Genomic DNA, 16,181 nt, shown 5'->3' with positions numbered 1-16,181 from the left:
GTTATCAGCTGACGGCGCTGATCAGCGCGTTAAAAATGGTGCTCGCGGTCTGGATCACCTGAGCATTTGCCGTGTAATACTGCTGATAACGGGTCAGATTGCCATACTCTTCATCCAGGTTGACCCCGGAGATGGACTGCTGCTGGTTGGTCAGCTGTGTCACCACGTTATTCTGGGTGGTACTGGTAGTTTCCAGATTAGTGGTTTTGTTACCAATGTTGGCTACCATGCTGGCATAGCCTTCAGTCAGCGAGCTGGAGCCGTTAATCACCTTTTTGGTCTGCAAATCCAGCAGCGACTGGGCGTTGGTATTATCACTTACACCATCATCGGCACCGGCGGCGGCAACTTTAGACTCATCGCTGATATTTACGTCCATATTGACGATGGCATCAGAGACGGGTTTGACCAGGAAGCTGTCATTGACATCCGGGGTGCTGCTTAGGGTCACCTTCAGTCCATCAAAGCTTAACGAACCGTCTGCGGCTGCCGTCACGGTGCTTTTGGCATTATCTGAAAGACGCGTAACGTCCCAGCTGGTGCCGTTATAGGTCATTTTGTAGTCGGATGCCTGCACCTTGCTGGTGTCATCCCACACCGCCGTCATGGAAGCGTCGCCGGTATTTTTGGCGTTAGAGATGGTCGCCGGGCTACCCAGGGCAAAGAAGGCTTCACCGGCATCACCGTTACTGTCATAACCGGCTTCATGCTGCGCGTTAAAGCTACTGCCCAGCGCCATTGCCATCTGACCCAGCTGATTACGGGTATTGTCGAGGTCGCTACGGAAGGAAATTAACCCGCCCAGCGAGCCGGTGGTCAGCAGTTTTTCATTAATTTCAGAAGTCGCGCCGGTGGTGGCATTCACTGTTGCAACGGTGGTTCTGCGCGGATCGCTGCTGGAAGGAACGGCGGCGAGCTGGCTGTAGCTGCTGCCCTGCACCAGCGAAATGCCGTTGCCCATACTGATGTTATAGCTGCCGCCATCCTGCTGACTCACGGTCACGCCAACCAGTTTATTCAGGTCGCTGACCAGCTGATCGCGCTGGTCCATCAAATCGTTTGGCTCGGTCCCGCCGCTTGCGCCTTTCAGCTTGGCAATCTGCTGGTTGACGTTAGCAATCTGTTTGGCATAGCCATTGATTTGATCAACGGTTGAAGTAATAGAGGTGTTCAGGCCGCTGTCCAGGTTGCGCAGATAAGTATCCGTCACCTGGAACTGGTTAACCAGGCCATCAGCCTTACCTAACACAGCCTGACGTGCGGAAGCGTCGTCGGCGTTGCTGACCAGCGTCTGGATAGAAGAGAAGAAATCCTGAATGTTGGTCGACAAAGTGTTGGTAGTGCTGGAAAACATGTCATCAATGTTCGACAGCTGATTATACTGCGTGGTCAGCGCGCTGGACTGCGTGCTGGCTGCGCGAAGCTGGTTGGTGATAAACGCGTCATACTCGCGGTTGACGCTGGCGACCGATACGCCGTTACCATAATAATTGGTGCCGCTAAGCGTGCTGTTGGCCTGAGCAAGTACGGTAGTCTGACGGTTATAGCCAGTAACGCTGTAGTTGCTGATGTTGTTACCGGTGGTATTCAACGCCGCCGAAGCCGCATTTATTCCGCTTAACGCGGTATTAATTAAGTTAGACATGTCGGTTCCTTGTTTACCCTGACACAGCACGGGCCGGCATTAAGAGTCTGCCGGCGTGCTTTAACACAAATCCGGCCTGAAAAGGTTATCGGTAAAACCGGGATAAACTTGAGTAAAAATCAGAACAAATCGCCAATATCCTGGGTGTAGGCTTTTACCACTTTTTCACCCATATTTTTAAATTGCTGAATCATCCCCACCAGCTTCTGCGCATACTTAGGGTCCGTTGCGTATCCCGCTTCCTGCAATGCTTTTGCGCCCTGTTCCGGGGTTGTGGCCGTGGTCACCGCGCTGTAGCGCGGATTATTGCTGAGGAGTTTTACGTAGTCGTTCAGGGCGTCGAAATAGGAGTCGTAGACGCGGAACTTAGCCACCACTTTTTTGGCCTGACCATTCTCATACTCGGTGGTCAGCACTTCGGTGGTTTTACCCTGCCAACTACCGGTAGCTTTAATTCCAAAGACGTTATAGCTGGGCTTACCCTGCGAGGTGAGGATCTGCCGCTGACCCCAGCCTGATTCCAGCGCGGCCTGCGCCAGGATCAGATGATGAGGAATACCGCTTTCCGCACTGGCCATTTTGGCTGGCTGGGAAAGCTGCGCGATAAAGTCGCTGCTGTCACCGCTTAACGGCGTATCGGATGAAGGCAGCCGCGGAACTGCCTTACGGATAATCTGTTCCATAGCCAGCGGCGGCAGCGTATTGATAAAGTTTTTGTCCAGCATCATCGGCACGGTGCCCGCTTTTTCATCCAGCGGTGCGGCCTGCTCCATCTGCTTGACCATCATGTCGGCCAGTCCCAGCCCTTTTGACGCGATCTGCTGCCCAATCTGCTGATCGTACATTGAGGTATAAAGCCGCGTTTGTTCCGTGCTCAGCAGACCATCCTGCGGCAGCGCCTGGCGCATGCTTTTCAACATCATCTGTACAAACATCCCTTCGACCTGCTTTGCCACTTCCCGCGCATGCGCTTTCGGGTCGCCGCTGGCCTGGCGTTTCAGGTTGTTCAACGAGCGGCTGTCGTAAGCCGCTCCCATCAGAGATTGGGAATCACTCATCAGATAATTTCCAGTTTGGCGTGCAGACAGCCCGCACTCTGCATTGACTGCAGGATGGACATCAGATCAATCGGCGTTGCGCCCAGCGCATTCAGGGCACGTACCACGCTGTTCAGGTTGGCGCTGGCATTTACGCTCTGCAGCGCACCGCCGCTCTGACGCAGGTCGATTTGCGTCTGCGGGGTAACCACAGTTTGTCCGCCACCAAACGGCGTGTTCGGCTGGCTGACGTTCTGCGACTGGTTAACGGTGACCGAGAGGTTGCCCTGCGCGATGGCACAGCTGCTGAGCTGAACTTCACGGTTCATCACCACCGAGCCGGTACGCGAGTTGATAATCACTTTGGCGTCCATAATCGGTACAGAGACATCAATATTCTGAATATCGGCCAGCAGGCGAACCTGCGAGGTTCCGTTGGCGGAAACCTGCACCTGCACGGTACGGCCATCCAGCGCCTGGGCAGAACCGTAGCCGCTGCGAGCGTTGATTGCGTCGGTGATCCGCTGCGCCATGCTGAAGTCTTCTTCGTTCAGGAACAGATTGATCACGCTTGAAGTACCGAAATTGTTCGGCAATTCGCGCTCAATCGTTGCGCCGCCGGTGATACGTCCACCGTTAACCTGGTTGACCGTCACGCTGCTGCCACCCGCCGAAGCGCCCGCGCCGCCCACCAGGATGTTTCCCTGAGCCAGCGCATAAACCTGGTTATCCACGCCTTTCAGCGGGGTCATCAGCAGCGTACCGCCACGCAGACTTTTGGCATTACCCATCGAGGAAACCACCACGTCGATGACCTGTCCCTGGCGGCCAAATGCCGGAAGCTTACCGGTAACCATTACCGCCGCCACGTTTTTCAGCTGCATGTTGGTGCCCGCAGGCACCGTAATCCCTAACTGGGATAACATGTTGTTCAGACTTTGCGTGGTGAAGGGTGTCTGGGTGGTCTGGTCACCGGAGCCATCCAGCCCCACGACCAGGCCATAGCCGATCAGCTGGTTTTCACGCACGCCACCCACGGTGGTTAAATCGCGAATACGGTCAGCGTGGGCGAAGGCGCTAAGGCCAGCCAGCAGCAGCAGGGTGAAACGAAAAATCATCTTACGCATTGGAACCTCTTAATACGGTGACAGGTTCAGGAAGAACCTTTGCAGCCAGCCCATGGTCTGCGCCTCATTGATATAGCCGTTACCGACATATTCAATGCGGGCATCCGCCACCTGCGTCGACACAACACTGTTGCTGCCGCTGATGGTGCGAGGGTTAACCACGCCCGAGAAGCGAATAAATTCCGTTCCCTGGTTGATCTCAATCTGTTTCTCACCCACGACTTTCAGGTTGCCGTTCGGCAGGACCTGATTCACCGTCACGGTGATGGTGCCGGTAAAGGTGTTATTAGCCGTTGCGCCGCCTTTACCTGCAAAATCGGTCTTGCCGCTGGCATCGATATTGGTTTTATCGCCGCCCAACAGACCGGTCAGCGAGGTTGGCACGGTCAGACCGAGCGTGGTGCTGCCGTCACGTCCTGCGGAGGCAGTCGAGCTTTTGCTCGCACTGACGTTTTCCTGCAGGGTAATGGTCAGCGTATCGCCGATATTACGTGGACGTCGATCCTCAAACAGCGGCTGATAGCCGTAGTTCATCGGCATCACGCCCTGAAAAATGGAGCCGTTAACAACCGGCGGCGAAGCAGGCAGCGGCTGGGCCGTTGTCGAACCTTCAACCAGTGGCGTACGGGGAACTAAAGCACAACCGTTAAGCGTCAGGAGCAGCGTGGCTACCAACAAACGTCCAGGCATTGGGATTTGCTTCGCCATGGAATCACTACCTTTAATAATGAAAGTTTTTTATTCAGGGTCGGGCAAGCCCGACCGCTGTGGTATTACAACTGCGTCAGTTTGGCCAGCATCTGATCGGAGGTGCTGATAGCTTTACTGTTGATCTCGTAGGCGCGCTGGGTCTGGATCATGCTGACCAGCTCTTCGGCCACGTTAACGTTAGAAGTCTCAACATAACCCTGATAGAGCAAACCGGCGCCGTTGTTGCCTGGCGTACTGTCGGTTGGCGCACCAGAAGCCTGGGTTTCCTGATAAAGGTTTTCACCTTTGCTTTCCAGGCCCGCATCGTTAATAAAGGTGCTAAGCGTCAGCTGTCCGACCTGAACCGGCTGAGTCTGACCCTGCTGGGTCACGCTCACCACACCGTCACGACCGATGGTCATGCTCAGAGCGTTGGCTGGAACAGTGATGGCTGGCTGAACCGGGAAACCGCCGTTGGTCACTAACTGGCCATTCTGATCGGTCTGGAACGAGCCGTCACGGGTGTAAGCCAGGGTGCCGTCTGGCATCTGCACCTGGAAGAAGCCCTGGCCGCTGATAGCTACATCTTTCGAGGAGTCGGTTTTGTTCAGGTTACCCTGAGTATGCAGACGCTCGGTAGCTACCGGGCGCGTACCTGTACCCAACTGCATGCCTGAAGGCAGCGTGGTCTGCTCGGAAGACTGCGCGCCTGGCTGGCGGATAGTCTGGTACATCAGATCTTCGAACACCGCACGCTGACGCTTAAAGCCGTTAGTGCTTACGTTGGCAAGGTTGTTCGAGATGACGTCCATATTGGTTTGCTGGGCGTCAAGACCGGTTTTGGCAATCCAGAGAGAGCGGATCATTATAGTTTCCTCTGCACTCAGCTCATCGACAGCAGCTGGTTAGCGCGTTGTTCATTCTCATCGACGCTGGAGATGACTTTCATCTGCATCTCGAAGCGGCGTGCGTTAGCGATCATATCGACCATGGTTTCTACCGGCTTAACGTTGCTGCCTTCCAGCACGCCGGGCATCACCTGAATGGTCGGATCGTTCTGCAAAACGGCACCGCGCTGTGCCTGCGCGGTCGCGTTCAGGCGGAACAAGCCGTCATCTCCGCGCACCACTTCGGAGCCGATGGCTTTCACCAGCTTCAGTCGGCCCAGCTGGACAGTGGCATTCGGCGGATCGCCCGGGTTCAGCGCGGTAATAGAGCCATCAGCGGCGATGGTGACTTCCGAGCCTTGCGGCACGGCAATCGGGCCACCGTCGCCCATCACCAGGTTCCCCTGGATAGTGAGCTGCCCTGCCGGATCGAGTTCCATATTCCCGTTACGGGTGTAGGCCTCGGTACCATCCGGCGCCCGCACGGCCAGCCAGCCGTTTTCACGCACGGCGACGTCCAGCGGGCGCTCGGTATAGTCCAGCGTTCCCTGTGACATGTCTGCGCCAGGCGTTGACGCTGTTACCAGCGTACGGGTAGGCAGTGAAAGACCTTCCACCGGCACGGCGCGCAACGCATTAAGCTGCGCACGGAAGCCCGGCGTGGAGGCGTTGGCGAGGTTGCTCGCCGTCACGGCCTGCTGGTCGAGGGTCTGGCTGGCAGCCCCCATTGCGGTATATATCGCGTGATCCATAAGACGATCCTGTTAGCCGAATTAACGCAGGTTGACCAGGGTGTTGAGGATCTGGTCCTGAGTTTTGATGGTCTGGGCGTTAGACTGGTAGTTACGCTGTGCCACAATCATGTTCACCAGCTCTTTGCTCAGATCCACGTTGGAGGACTCCAGCGCACCTGCGGTCAGAGTACCGAGGTTACCGGTCCCTGCCAGTCCCACCAGCGCCTGGCCGGATGAGCTGGTTGCAGACCAGACGTTGTTACCTTCAGACTTCAGACCTTCCGGGTTAGCAAAGTTAGCCAGCGCGATCTGCCCCAGAACCTGAGTTTTCTCGTTGGAGTAGTTGCCTACCAGGGTGCCGTCATCGTTGATCTGATAGCTGGTCAGCTCGCCAGGCTTATAACCATCCTGCGTCGGGTTACCGAAGGTACTGGTGCCGGTGTTCTGCTGCTGACTGTTCAGCATGCTGATATTGAAGGTGGTAGGCGCAGAACCGTTCAGGGAAGTGAGCGTAACCGGCTGTTCAGCGGTCGAGGTCATCTGGCCATTCTGGTCAAACGTCATGGTGAAGCTGCCGACGTCAGCGGTAGGATCGGCCGCGCTGCCATCTTTAACGTTTACGTTCCAGGTACCGTCTGCTGTTTTACTGAAATAGAGGTTCAGGTTGTGTTCGTTGCCCAATGAGTCATAGGTGGTCATTGAAGCCTTGCTGCTGTAGGTATCGGTATCATTGATATCCAGCGGCGTTTTGGTAATCACAGCATCCGTTGAGTTCAGGTTCGCCACAATGGCCGCTGCACTGGTCGCCCTGGCAGACATCGCGGTAGTAGGAACACTCAGAGCCACTGGGTTAGCACCGGTCTGTACAGTTGGAGGCGTGCCGGTTGCCGGATAGCCGGTCAGCTGCAGGCCGTTGGCGTTAACGATATTACGGTTTGCGTCCAGGGTGAACTGGCCGTTACGGCTGTAGTAGACCGCGCCGCTGGTGTCCGCCATGCGGAAGAAGCCAGACTGGCTGATCGCCACGTCCAGTCCACGGCTGGTAGAGGTGGTGGTACCGTCATTAAAGTCCTGAGTAACCGCAGCCACTTTAACGCCCAGGCCCACTTTGGAATCAGCAAACATATCTGCGAAGGAGACGGTTGCAGACTTAAAGCCTACCGTCGCGGAGTTGGCGATGTTGTTGCCGATTACATCAAGGTTGCTGGACGCGGCGTTTAAGCCACTGACTGCCTGTGAAAATGCCATGTGTTTACTCCTGAAAAAAGTTAGGTGTTAAATAATCTGACGAACATTTGCGAGGGTGGTGCTACCCATCGTGCCGAGGTCTAAAACGGCACCGCTCGTGTCGTTAGTCACCCCATTAACCAGCGCATAATTCAGCGGCTGCGTAACCAGTTGTCCGGTTGCGTTGCTGGCGCTCAGAGAAACGCTGTATTTACCGTCAGCGGCGGTAGTGCCATCGGTGGTGCTGCCATCCCAGGAGAAGGTATGCACACCGGCGCTCAGTCCGCCAAGATTGATGGTTTGCACCACCTTGCCGGTTGAATCTGTGATTGTTGCGGTAGTCGCAGTAGACGCCTGCTCCAGGCTGACGCCAAACGGTGTAGTCTGCCCGCTACCTACCAGAACCTGTGAACCGTCCACCATCACACCATGACCAATCAGCGTGGTCGCCTGCAAAGACTGTCCGCTGTTGATCTGGCCGGAAATCGATCCCAGCGTGGTGTTCAGTTTCTCAATGCCGCTCAGGGTATTGATCTGCGCCAGCTGGGTGGTGAGCTGGCTGTTATCCATTGGATTGGTCGGGTCCTGGTTTTGTAACTGCGTGACTAACAGCGTCAGGAAGTTATTCTGCAGATCCGCAGCCGAGGTATCTGTTGTCGACGAAGCCGCAATGGATGAGTTATCTAGTTTCTCGTTAATGCCTACTGCAATGCCCATCAGCCTGCTCCTTATTGACCCATCGTCAGGGTTTTCATCATCATCTGTTTCACGGTGTTCAACACTTCCACGTTGGCCTGATAGCTGCGCGACGCGGACATGGTGTTAACCGTTTCCCCTACGACATCAACGTTAGGCATTTTCACGTAGCCTTTGGCATCGGCCATGGGATTGCCCGGCTCGTAGACCAATTTGGCTGGCGTAGGGTCGTCAATGACCTGCGCCACACGCACACCACCGGTCGGTGAACCCGGCAGGGCATTGGTCTGAAAGACAACCTGTTTGGCGACGTAAGGCTGACCATCTGGCCCGGTTACGCTGTCGGCGTTGGCCAGGTTACTGGCGCTGACGTTCAGACGCTGAGACTGGGCGTTCATTGCCGATCCGGCGATATCAAAAATATTCAGTAAAGCCATAAATTATTGCCCCTGTAGCACGGACATCATGCCCTTGATCTGACTGCTGATAAGCGTCAGATCGGTCTGGTATTTCAGGCTGTTGTCCGCAAATTGCGTACGTTCACGGTCCATATCGACCGTGTTACCGTCCATCGCTGGCTGATCCGGGATCCGGTACATCAGGTCGATGGACGCTGGCTGCAGCGTTTCCGCGGGAATATGGCGTGCTGACGTCACCGCCAGCGACAGTCCCGATCCTTCCGCCCGCCCCTGCTCCATCACCTTATTCAGCTGACTGGCGAAATCGATATCGCGAGCCTGGTAGCCTGGCGTATCAGCATTGGCGATATTGGATGCCAGGATCTCCTGCCGCTGGGCACGCAGGTTTAAAGCTTCGGTATTAAACCGTAGTGCCGCGTCCAGTTTGTCGAGCATGCTTCCTCCGCAAAATGAAAATTCAGAGCTGACAGCATAATCGGGGCGCGCAATAGTCATCGTCTGAATAGCGCTAAATTTTGTTGCTATTTTGCGCCTTGACCTGAACGCACCAGGAGTAGAATCAGGGCCAGTTTGATTTATGGGAGAATCCCGATGCGGCACATTGTTGTTTTAGTCAGCCTGCTGGCTCTGCTGAGTCTCTCTGCCAGCGCGGCCGATCTCACAGCTCAGCTCAATCAGTTTTTCCAGTCCCGCTATGGAGAAACCGGCCAGAGCGCCGATACTCTTTCCGTGGTGGTGAAAACCCCGCAATCGCAGTGGCCCGAGTGCGAGGCGCCGCAATTCTCGCTGCCCGGCAACAGCCGCATCTGGGGAAACATGAGCGTGGCGGCCAACTGCGACCAGAACCGTCGCTACATCCAGGTTCAGGTGCAGGTCACCGGTGATTACATCGTGGCGGCCCGACCGGTGATGCGCGGCGGCACGATAACGGCAGAGGATATAAAAATTCAGCACGGCAGGCTTGATACCCTGCCAGCGAGAACGGTGATGTCGGCAGAGCAAATTACCGATGCGGTAACGCTAAGAGATATCGTTCCAGGTCAACCCATTACGTTGATGATGGTGCGGCAGCCCTGGCGGGTGAAAGCGGGACAGAACGTGACCGTCACCGCCAGCGGCGGCGGATTTAGCGTCAGCAGCGAAGGCCGGGCGATGAACAATGCCACGACGGCCCAGTTGGTTCGGGTGAGGATGAGCTCTGGTCAGATTGTCAGTGGAAAAGTCGGGGCGGATGGGATAATTCTTATAACGCTATAAAACACTAAAGAAGGGTTCAGTTCTGCCGATAGTGTTAATAACAGACATAGTACACTTAGCTTATCAGGCCGTAATAACGCCTGAGCATACAGGAGCCAGATTATGAGCATTGACAGAACTCAACCGCTGAACCCGGCCAGCACCGTACAGACTCGCGACACCGGCGAAACCGCTGCCCCTAAAGCGCGCCCGGCAGAAAGCAAAACCACGCAGGCCGGTACGCAGGTAGTCCTGAGCGGCGCGCAGTCGCAGCTGACTAAAGCCAGCTCACAAGATATCAACACCGCTCGTGTTGAAGAGTTAAAAACAGCCATTCGTAATGGCGAGCTGAAGATGGATACCGGCAAAATCGCCGATGCTCTGATCCAGCAGGCCAAAGATTCTTTAGAAGGTAACTAAGTAAATGCAAAAGCTGCTGACCGCGCTTAATAAAATGTTGGAAGTGCTGAACAGTCTGGCCGACGTGATGACGGCGGAGCAACAACAGCTCTCAGGCGGTCAGATTAACAGCAGCTTACTGCAACGCATTACCGAAGATAAAAGTTCGCTGCTGGCCACGCTCAATTTTATTGAGCAGATGCGCCGCGATGCAGAAAAAGAGGCGGGGTTGCACGCGCCCTACAGCCTCAATCCTGATATGGCTCGTCGCTGGGCCGCTATCCAGGAGCAGACCGTGAAGCTGCGCGATACCAATTTACATAATGGATTGCTGCTGAATCACCAAATCGGCTTTACCGAGCAGGCGCTGGAAGTGTTGAAGCCGCATCAGACGCAGAAGTTTTATGGCCCGGATGGCCAGGCAACCACCAGCAGTTTTATCAGCCGTAAAGCTTAAGCTCCGCTCGCCCCAGATCCAGCTTCAGTAAGCCCCAATGCGCTCTGCGCCCTGGGGCTTTACCCGATCACGCCAGCGTTTTGCGGGCGAAGTCCTTCACCCGGAAGCCCAGCGCTGCCAGTACGGCAAAGAACACGCCGCCGCCAACCGCACAAACAGCCGCCAGACGCAGCAGACGCCAGACCATATTGCCCGTAGCCCAGTCAGGCATAACCTGTAGCATCCCCACCAGCGCAGCGGCCATTACCGCAACGGCGATAAACAGCCGCACGAGAAATGCGCTCCAGCCAGGCTGCGGATGGAAAATCTGCTGTTTACGCAGCTGCCAATAGAGCAGTGCGGCATTAAGACAGGCACCAAGCCCGATTGAGAGCGACAGCCCGGCATGTTTCAGTGGCCCAATAAAGGCCAGGTTCATCAGCTGCGTCATCACCAGCGTGACGATGGCGATCCTGACCGGCGTTTTAATGTCCTGACGGGAGTAGAATCCTGGCGCCAGCACTTTCACCACAATGATGCCCATCAGCCCCACTGAGTAAGCCACCAGCGCGCGCTGCGTCATCGCCGCGTCAAACGCATTGAATTTACCATACTGGAAAAGCGCCACGGTCAGCGGTTTAGCCAGAATCCCCAGCGCGACGGCGCACGGCAGCGCCAGCAGGAAGCAGAGGCGCAGTCCCCAGTCCATCAGGCGGGAATACTCATCATGGTTGCCGCTGGAAAAGCTTTTTGCCAGCGAAGGCAGCAGAATGGTGCCTAACGCCACGCCGAGCACGCCGGAGGGAAACTCCATCAGGCGGTCAGCATAATACATCCAGGAAACCGAACCGGAGACCAGGAAAGAGGCGAAAATGGTATTGATAATCAATGATATCTGGCTGACCGAGACGCCGAGGATCGCCGGCCCCATTTGCCGCATGACCCGCCAGACGCCTGCGTCTTTCAGGTTCAGCCTGGGCAGTACCAGCATGCCAATCTTTTTCAGATGGGGAAGCTGATAGCCGAGTTGCAGTACGCCACCCGCCACTACCGCCCACGCCAGCGCCATTACCGGCGGATGAAAATGGGGAGCGGCAAACAGCGCAAAGCCAATCATACTGACGTTAAGCAGCGTTGGCGCAAATGCCGGAACGGAGAAGCGGTTCCAGGTATTGAGAATGGCCCCAGCCAGCGAGGCGAGCGAGATCAGGAAAATATAGGGGAAGGTCACGCGTAAAAGCGCAGAGGTAAGCGCAAATTTATCGGCGGTATCCGCAAAGCCGGGAGCCGTAATCATAATCACCCAGGGCGCAGCTAACATGCCCAGAATGGTGATAATCGCCAGCGCCAGCGTCAGCAGACCGGAAACGTAAGCGACAAACACTTTTGTCGCCTCTTCGCCCTGCTTGCTTTTATATTCGGCGAGGATCGGCACAAAAGCCTGAGAAAACGCCCCTTCAGCAAAGATACGGCGCAGCAAATTAGGCAGTTTAAAAGCGACAAAGAAGGCGTCCGTTGCCATCCCGGCCCCAAAAACTCTTGCCACAATGGCATCGCGGGCAAATCCCAGCACGCGCGAAAACAGGGTCATAGAGCTGACCGCTGCCAACGATTTCAACAGGTTCATGTTCTTCCTGACTGTTCTGGCGGTAAAGTGGCGGCACCAGAGGGCCGCCAGGGTGGGCATAGTCTACTGATATAGAATGAAATAACCAGATTCGTTTGTTATAGCCGATTATTCACGCTCGATATCCCGCCAGAGTTTCTCCACTACGCGCTGTGCCAACAGCGCCTGCTCTCCCGAGGTTTGCGGCATTGTCTGATTTTGCACACAGGCAATAAAATGGTGAGCGGCACCGGCAAAGCCTCGCTGTTCCAGCGTGGTTTGCCAGCCGGGGAGCGGGTCCACAATCAGTTTACCGGCAGATTCCTGTTGATAGTCACGCATATCATTCACCTGCAAAAGACGGCCCTCCGTCACGGCGCAAACGGATTCCCGCTGGCTACCCGCACGGCGATGCATGCTGGTGGTGATCTGTATTTCTCCCCGGCAGAAATGGTGTTCGGCGTAGAGCATCTCCCCTGAGTCATTGGTCAGTAGTGTGCCGCTTTGCAGGCTGTCATAACCGCCGCTCAGCCACAGCGCAGTGTCCACCACATGCAGATAATCATCCAGCAGCGTAAAGAAGAGATCGTGAGGCCCGACGCTGTCACTGCGATGCTTATCCATTCGCAGAGAAGCGAGGCGGCCAAGCTCCGCTTTCAACTGAAGATAGCGCGGAGCAAATCGCCGGTTAAAGGCCACCATCAGCTTGCGTCCCAGCTTGTGCGCCAGCTCAACCAGCTGTTCAGCCTCGCTCAGGCGGGCAGCCAGCGGTTTATCCACGCAGACATCCACACCAGCCAGCAGCAGCTCTTTCACAATGGCGAAATGGCTGGCGGTGGAAGTGTGAACAAATACCGCATCGCTCGCAGCGGCAAGCTCCGCCACGCTGGAGAAGAGCGGGATACGATAGCTGTCGCAAATGACCCGCGCTTTTTGCTGATTAGGGGAGAATGCACCGGCGATTTGCCAGCCCTCCGTGCGGGTCACCACGGGCAGCCATGCTTTCTGTGCGATGCTGCCCAGCCCAACGATACCAATGCGTAATACCATCTCAGACGCTCCCGCTCAGCTGGGCCAGTTGTTGTTTGATTTGCGCCATTTCACGTTCCAGTTCAGCCACGCGCGCTGATAAATCATCACTCTCCTGCGTGCTCTCAGCCACGGGCGAAGCGGCTTCATCCACCTCTCCACTGAAAAGGTGCATATAGCGGCTTTCCCGCTTGCCCGACTCACGCGCCAGCCGCACCACAAAGGGTCCATCTTCCCGCGAAGCGAGCGTTTCCAGCGCCTGCTCCACTTCATTCATGTCGGCAAATTCATGCAGACGTGTGCTGCGGGTCCGCAGTTCACCGGGCGTTTGCGCGCCCCGCAGCAACAGCGTGGTTATTAACGCCAGTTCGCCCGCTGAAAATCTGAGCTGGCCGAATTCGGTGTTGCAGAAGCGATGCTCATATTTCACCACGCGGTTGCCAAACCCACTCTGCGACGTTACCAGATGCTTTTTTACCAGTGCATCAAGCGTATTCTGGACCGCAGAGTCGCTCAGCGACAGTACCGGTTCACGGTTCGACTTTTGATTACAGGCTGTTACCACACCGTTCAGCGACATCGGGTACTGTTCGGGAGTGGTGACCTGCTTTTCCAGCAGGCAGCCAACAGTGCGGGCCTCAAGGGCCGAAAGAAGAATTTTCATCAGGTTATGCGCGACGCTCCGGTATCCATTCTTTAGCAGTAAGCGCGGTCAGGACATGATCCTGCCAGCGACCATCAATCAGCAAATACTCTTTGGCATAGCCCTCTTTTTCAAACCCCAGGCGGGCCAGTAAATTGCCGCTTCGTTGGTTATGCGGCATGTAATTAGCCATGATGCGATGGATGCGCTGCTGGCGCTGCATATAACGAATAGCTGACTGCAGGGCTTCAAACATCATGCCCTGCCCCTGCCACTTTTCACCCAGCGAGTAGCCCAGATAGCAGGCGTGAAAGGATCCGCGCACCACGTTACTGAAATTCGCTACGCCACGGATCTCATTTTCATCAGGGTCCATCACCGCGAAATAGAAGGCATTCCCCTGTTTATGCATCTCTGCGATCAGCCCCAGACGCGCCTGCCAGCCGGAGGGATAGCAGTGACTCTCATCGCGGATCGGTTCCCAGGGTTTAAGAAAAAGGCGGTTTTCGCCGTAGTAGTCAGCCAGACGCCAGGCGTCGCGTTCATGGACAAGGCGAACTACCAGCCTGTCAGTAGTCAGGCGGATTTTCGGGACAGCGGAGCGGTAGCCAAACATCTTCTCTCCTGTGTTGGCCGACAAAGAGTAAAACGGATGCGCGTTGACGCTAACGGAGCGACTCCCGGTTAATGTTCGTCAACAGGCGCTTATAAACCACTATAACCGCCTGTACCCCGACGGGTAAAACAGTGCGTTTAAAAATATCATAAATGGCACGCATCTACGTTTTCCCGCTGCGGTTGCCCTGTTGAGCGATCTCTTCCATACTTATTTATGCATTCAAAAAGATTGAGGGTGACACCGTTCACGCTCAGCGCTTTAAGGAGGCGTTCTTGAAACTCTATATCTACGATCACTGCCCGTTCTGCGTTAAAGCCCGTATGATCTTCGGCTTGAAGGATCTGCCAGTCGAACTGGTGGTCATGCTGAATGATGATGAAGCGACCCCCAAAAAGTTAATTGGCCAGAAAATGGCGCCCATTTTGATGAAAGATGATGGCAGCTGTATGCCTGAAAGTCTGGAGATCGTGAACTATGTCGATAAATCAGATCGCAAACCGCTGTTAACCGGCAGAACTAACCCGGCCATTTCTGACTGGCTGCGCCACATCAACGGTTATCTTAATAAGCTGCTGCTTCCCCGCATCGCTCAGGCCTCGTTTGCTGAGTTCGCCACGCCGGAAGCCCGACGCTACTTTAAAGATAAGAAAGAAGCCAATGCAGGCAGTTTTGACGAGCTTAAGCTGCATGCGGAAGGTTACATCAAGAATGTGAATGATGACCTGCGTAAGCTGGATAAACTTATCGTGAAACCCAATGCCGTAAATGGTGAATTGTCGCTGGATGATATTCATCTGTTCCCGGTGCTGCGCTCCCTGACGCTGATCTCCGGCATCGACTATCCCAGCCGCGTTGCCGATTACCGCGACAATATGGCCAAACAGACGCAAATCAATTTATTGTCCTCGATTGCCGTCTGATCCTCTCCGGGCCGCAGCGGCCCGGTTTTATTTCGTCCCGTATGACTCCCTTTCCCGGTTATCCTGGTGACTCTCAGAGCAGAGTCGTGCACTCTATTGCCTCCCGTCAGAAGGGTTACTGACGGAAGATGATAAGAGGAACACGATGAACAAAGTATTTTCCGGGCTTTATGCCCTTCTGCTGGTGGGCTTACTCTCCGGCTGTAATCAGTTAACGCAGTACACTATCAGCGAACAGGAAGTGAATCAGGCGCTGGCAAAACACAACAATTACGAAAAGCAGATTGGCGTCGCAGGTTTAGTGGATGCCCACATTGTTCTGACCGACCTCAGCAGCAAAATTGGTCGTGAAGAGCCGAATAAAGTGACGCTTTCAGGGAATGCGAAGGTCAATATCAGTTCTCTCTTTGGTCCTCAGCAGGCGGATATGAAGCTGACAATGAAGGCCCAGCCGGTGTTTGATAAAGAGAAAGGTGCTATTTTTCTGAGAGATATGGAGCTGTCAGACGTCCAGGTTCAGCCTGAAAAAATGCAGGGGCTGTTAAAAAGCCTGACGCCTTATCTTAATCAGTCACTGAAAGATTATTTTAATCAGAAACCGGCTTACATATTGAGTAGTGACCGCAGTAAAGCCGAATCGCTGGCTAAGCGATTTGCAAAAGGGCTTGAAGTTAAGCCGGGTGAACTGGTGATCCCCTTTACCAATCCTTGATCCTTAGCGCCTTTACCAGGCGTTTTCCCACGGCGGAGAACGCCTGCCATTTACCGCCAGGTTAACAAACCAGGTGCATTCCCGCCGCTTTATCCCTATGCTTAGTACCCGGCTAAATC

The 16,181-nt window shown here is 55.1% G+C and carries 19 protein-coding genes; 5 read left to right on the top strand and 14 right to left on the bottom strand.

All coding sequences use genetic code 11. The features are described from left to right. Positions 1-4: 4 nt before the first annotated feature. The 10 genes from flgK to flgB all read right to left on the bottom strand — a co-directional run bounded on the left by flgK (position 5) and on the right by flgB (position 8,897). A complete protein-coding gene (gene flgK / locus SD961_RS12375) occupies positions 5-1,645 on the bottom strand; it encodes a flagellar hook-associated protein FlgK (protein ID WP_318790661.1) in 1,641 nt (546 codons plus the stop codon). 119 nt (positions 1,646-1,764) lie between these two features. After that, on the bottom strand, positions 1,765-2,703 hold the full coding sequence (flgJ, locus tag SD961_RS12370) for a flagellar assembly peptidoglycan hydrolase FlgJ (RefSeq protein ID WP_318790660.1): 939 nt from the start codon (positions 2,701-2,703) through the stop codon (positions 1,765-1,767). Beyond that, a complete protein-coding gene (locus SD961_RS12365; protein WP_318790659.1) occupies positions 2,703-3,809 on the bottom strand; it encodes a flagellar basal body P-ring protein FlgI in 1,107 nt (368 codons plus the stop codon). Before SD961_RS12365 ends, flgJ begins: the two co-directional genes overlap by 1 nt. Before the next feature lie 9 nt (positions 3,810-3,818). Continuing rightward, a complete protein-coding gene (locus tag SD961_RS12360) occupies positions 3,819-4,517 on the bottom strand; it encodes a flagellar basal body L-ring protein FlgH (RefSeq protein WP_318790658.1) in 699 nt (232 codons plus the stop codon). A gap of 65 nt (positions 4,518-4,582) precedes the next feature. Continuing rightward, positions 4,583-5,365, bottom strand: coding sequence for a flagellar basal-body rod protein FlgG (gene flgG, locus SD961_RS12355; RefSeq protein WP_306206400.1), 783 nt, complete (start codon positions 5,363-5,365; stop codon positions 4,583-4,585). Between the two features lie 17 nt (positions 5,366-5,382). Then, complete coding sequence (locus SD961_RS12350; RefSeq protein ID WP_306206402.1) at positions 5,383-6,138, bottom strand: flagellar basal body rod protein FlgF; 756 nt, start codon at positions 6,136-6,138, stop codon at positions 5,383-5,385. A 21-nt stretch (positions 6,139-6,159) separates the two neighbouring features. Further along, positions 6,160-7,368: a flagellar hook protein FlgE gene (gene flgE, locus SD961_RS12345; RefSeq protein ID WP_318790657.1), complete on the bottom strand. Its 1,209-nt coding sequence runs from the start codon at positions 7,366-7,368 to the stop codon at positions 6,160-6,162. Between the two features lie 27 nt (positions 7,369-7,395). After that, positions 7,396-8,064: a flagellar hook assembly protein FlgD gene (gene flgD, locus SD961_RS12340; RefSeq protein ID WP_318790656.1), complete on the bottom strand. Its 669-nt coding sequence runs from the start codon at positions 8,062-8,064 to the stop codon at positions 7,396-7,398. An 11-nt stretch (positions 8,065-8,075) separates the two neighbouring features. Continuing rightward, complete coding sequence (gene flgC, locus SD961_RS12335) at positions 8,076-8,480, bottom strand: flagellar basal body rod protein FlgC (RefSeq protein WP_318790655.1); 405 nt, start codon at positions 8,478-8,480, stop codon at positions 8,076-8,078. A 3-nt stretch (positions 8,481-8,483) separates the two neighbouring features. Continuing rightward, a complete protein-coding gene (flgB, locus tag SD961_RS12330) occupies positions 8,484-8,897 on the bottom strand; it encodes a flagellar basal body rod protein FlgB (protein ID WP_306206410.1) in 414 nt (137 codons plus the stop codon). Positions 8,898-9,053: 156 nt separating this feature from the next. On the opposite strand from flgB, the gene flgA reads away from it, so the two are divergent. From flgA to flgN, 3 genes are all read left to right on the top strand, one after another. Continuing rightward, positions 9,054-9,719 carry a flagellar basal body P-ring formation chaperone FlgA gene (gene flgA, locus SD961_RS12325; RefSeq protein ID WP_318790654.1) on the top strand — a complete coding sequence of 222 codons (666 nt, stop codon included), beginning with the start codon at positions 9,054-9,056 and terminating at the stop codon, positions 9,717-9,719. 102 nt (positions 9,720-9,821) lie between these two features. After that, complete coding sequence (flgM, locus tag SD961_RS12320; protein WP_318790653.1) at positions 9,822-10,118, top strand: flagellar biosynthesis anti-sigma factor FlgM; 297 nt, start codon at positions 9,822-9,824, stop codon at positions 10,116-10,118. A gap of 4 nt (positions 10,119-10,122) precedes the next feature. Beyond that, positions 10,123-10,554, top strand: coding sequence for a flagellar export chaperone FlgN (flgN, locus tag SD961_RS12315; protein ID WP_318790652.1), 432 nt, complete (start codon positions 10,123-10,125; stop codon positions 10,552-10,554). A gap of 67 nt (positions 10,555-10,621) precedes the next feature. On the opposite strand, the gene murJ is transcribed toward flgN, so the two are convergent. The 4 genes from murJ to rimJ all read right to left on the bottom strand — a co-directional run bounded on the left by murJ (position 10,622) and on the right by rimJ (position 14,427). Continuing rightward, on the bottom strand, positions 10,622-12,160 hold the full coding sequence (gene murJ, locus SD961_RS12310; protein ID WP_318790651.1) for a murein biosynthesis integral membrane protein MurJ: 1,539 nt from the start codon (positions 12,158-12,160) through the stop codon (positions 10,622-10,624). Positions 12,161-12,268: 108 nt separating this feature from the next. Then, positions 12,269-13,189 carry a Gfo/Idh/MocA family oxidoreductase gene (locus SD961_RS12305; protein WP_318790650.1) on the bottom strand — a complete coding sequence of 307 codons (921 nt, stop codon included), beginning with the start codon at positions 13,187-13,189 and terminating at the stop codon, positions 12,269-12,271. Between the two features lies 1 nt (position 13,190). Beyond that, positions 13,191-13,832: a DUF480 domain-containing protein gene (locus tag SD961_RS12300; RefSeq protein ID WP_318790649.1), complete on the bottom strand. Its 642-nt coding sequence runs from the start codon at positions 13,830-13,832 to the stop codon at positions 13,191-13,193. 4 nt (positions 13,833-13,836) lie between these two features. Beyond that, positions 13,837-14,427 (bottom strand): ribosomal protein S5-alanine N-acetyltransferase, encoded by a 591-nt coding sequence (gene rimJ, locus SD961_RS12295; RefSeq protein ID WP_318790648.1) that lies wholly within the window; start codon positions 14,425-14,427, stop codon positions 13,837-13,839. Between the two features lie 275 nt (positions 14,428-14,702). Here rimJ and grxB point away from each other — a divergent pair, with 275 nt between their 5' ends. Both grxB and SD961_RS12285 read left to right on the top strand, forming a co-directional pair. Next, positions 14,703-15,350, top strand: coding sequence for a glutaredoxin 2 (gene grxB, locus SD961_RS12290; protein ID WP_318790647.1), 648 nt, complete (start codon positions 14,703-14,705; stop codon positions 15,348-15,350). Between the two features lie 145 nt (positions 15,351-15,495). Continuing rightward, on the top strand, positions 15,496-16,062 hold the full coding sequence (locus tag SD961_RS12285) for a lipoprotein (protein WP_318790646.1): 567 nt from the start codon (positions 15,496-15,498) through the stop codon (positions 16,060-16,062). The last annotated feature ends 119 nt before the right edge of the window (positions 16,063-16,181 follow it).

It is taken from the genome of Erwinia sp. MMLR14_017, from assembly GCF_033657285.1.
In the GTDB taxonomy this organism is placed as follows: Bacteria; Pseudomonadota; Gammaproteobacteria; order Enterobacterales; family Enterobacteriaceae; genus Erwinia.
This window is presented reverse-complemented; position numbering and strand designations above follow the sequence as displayed.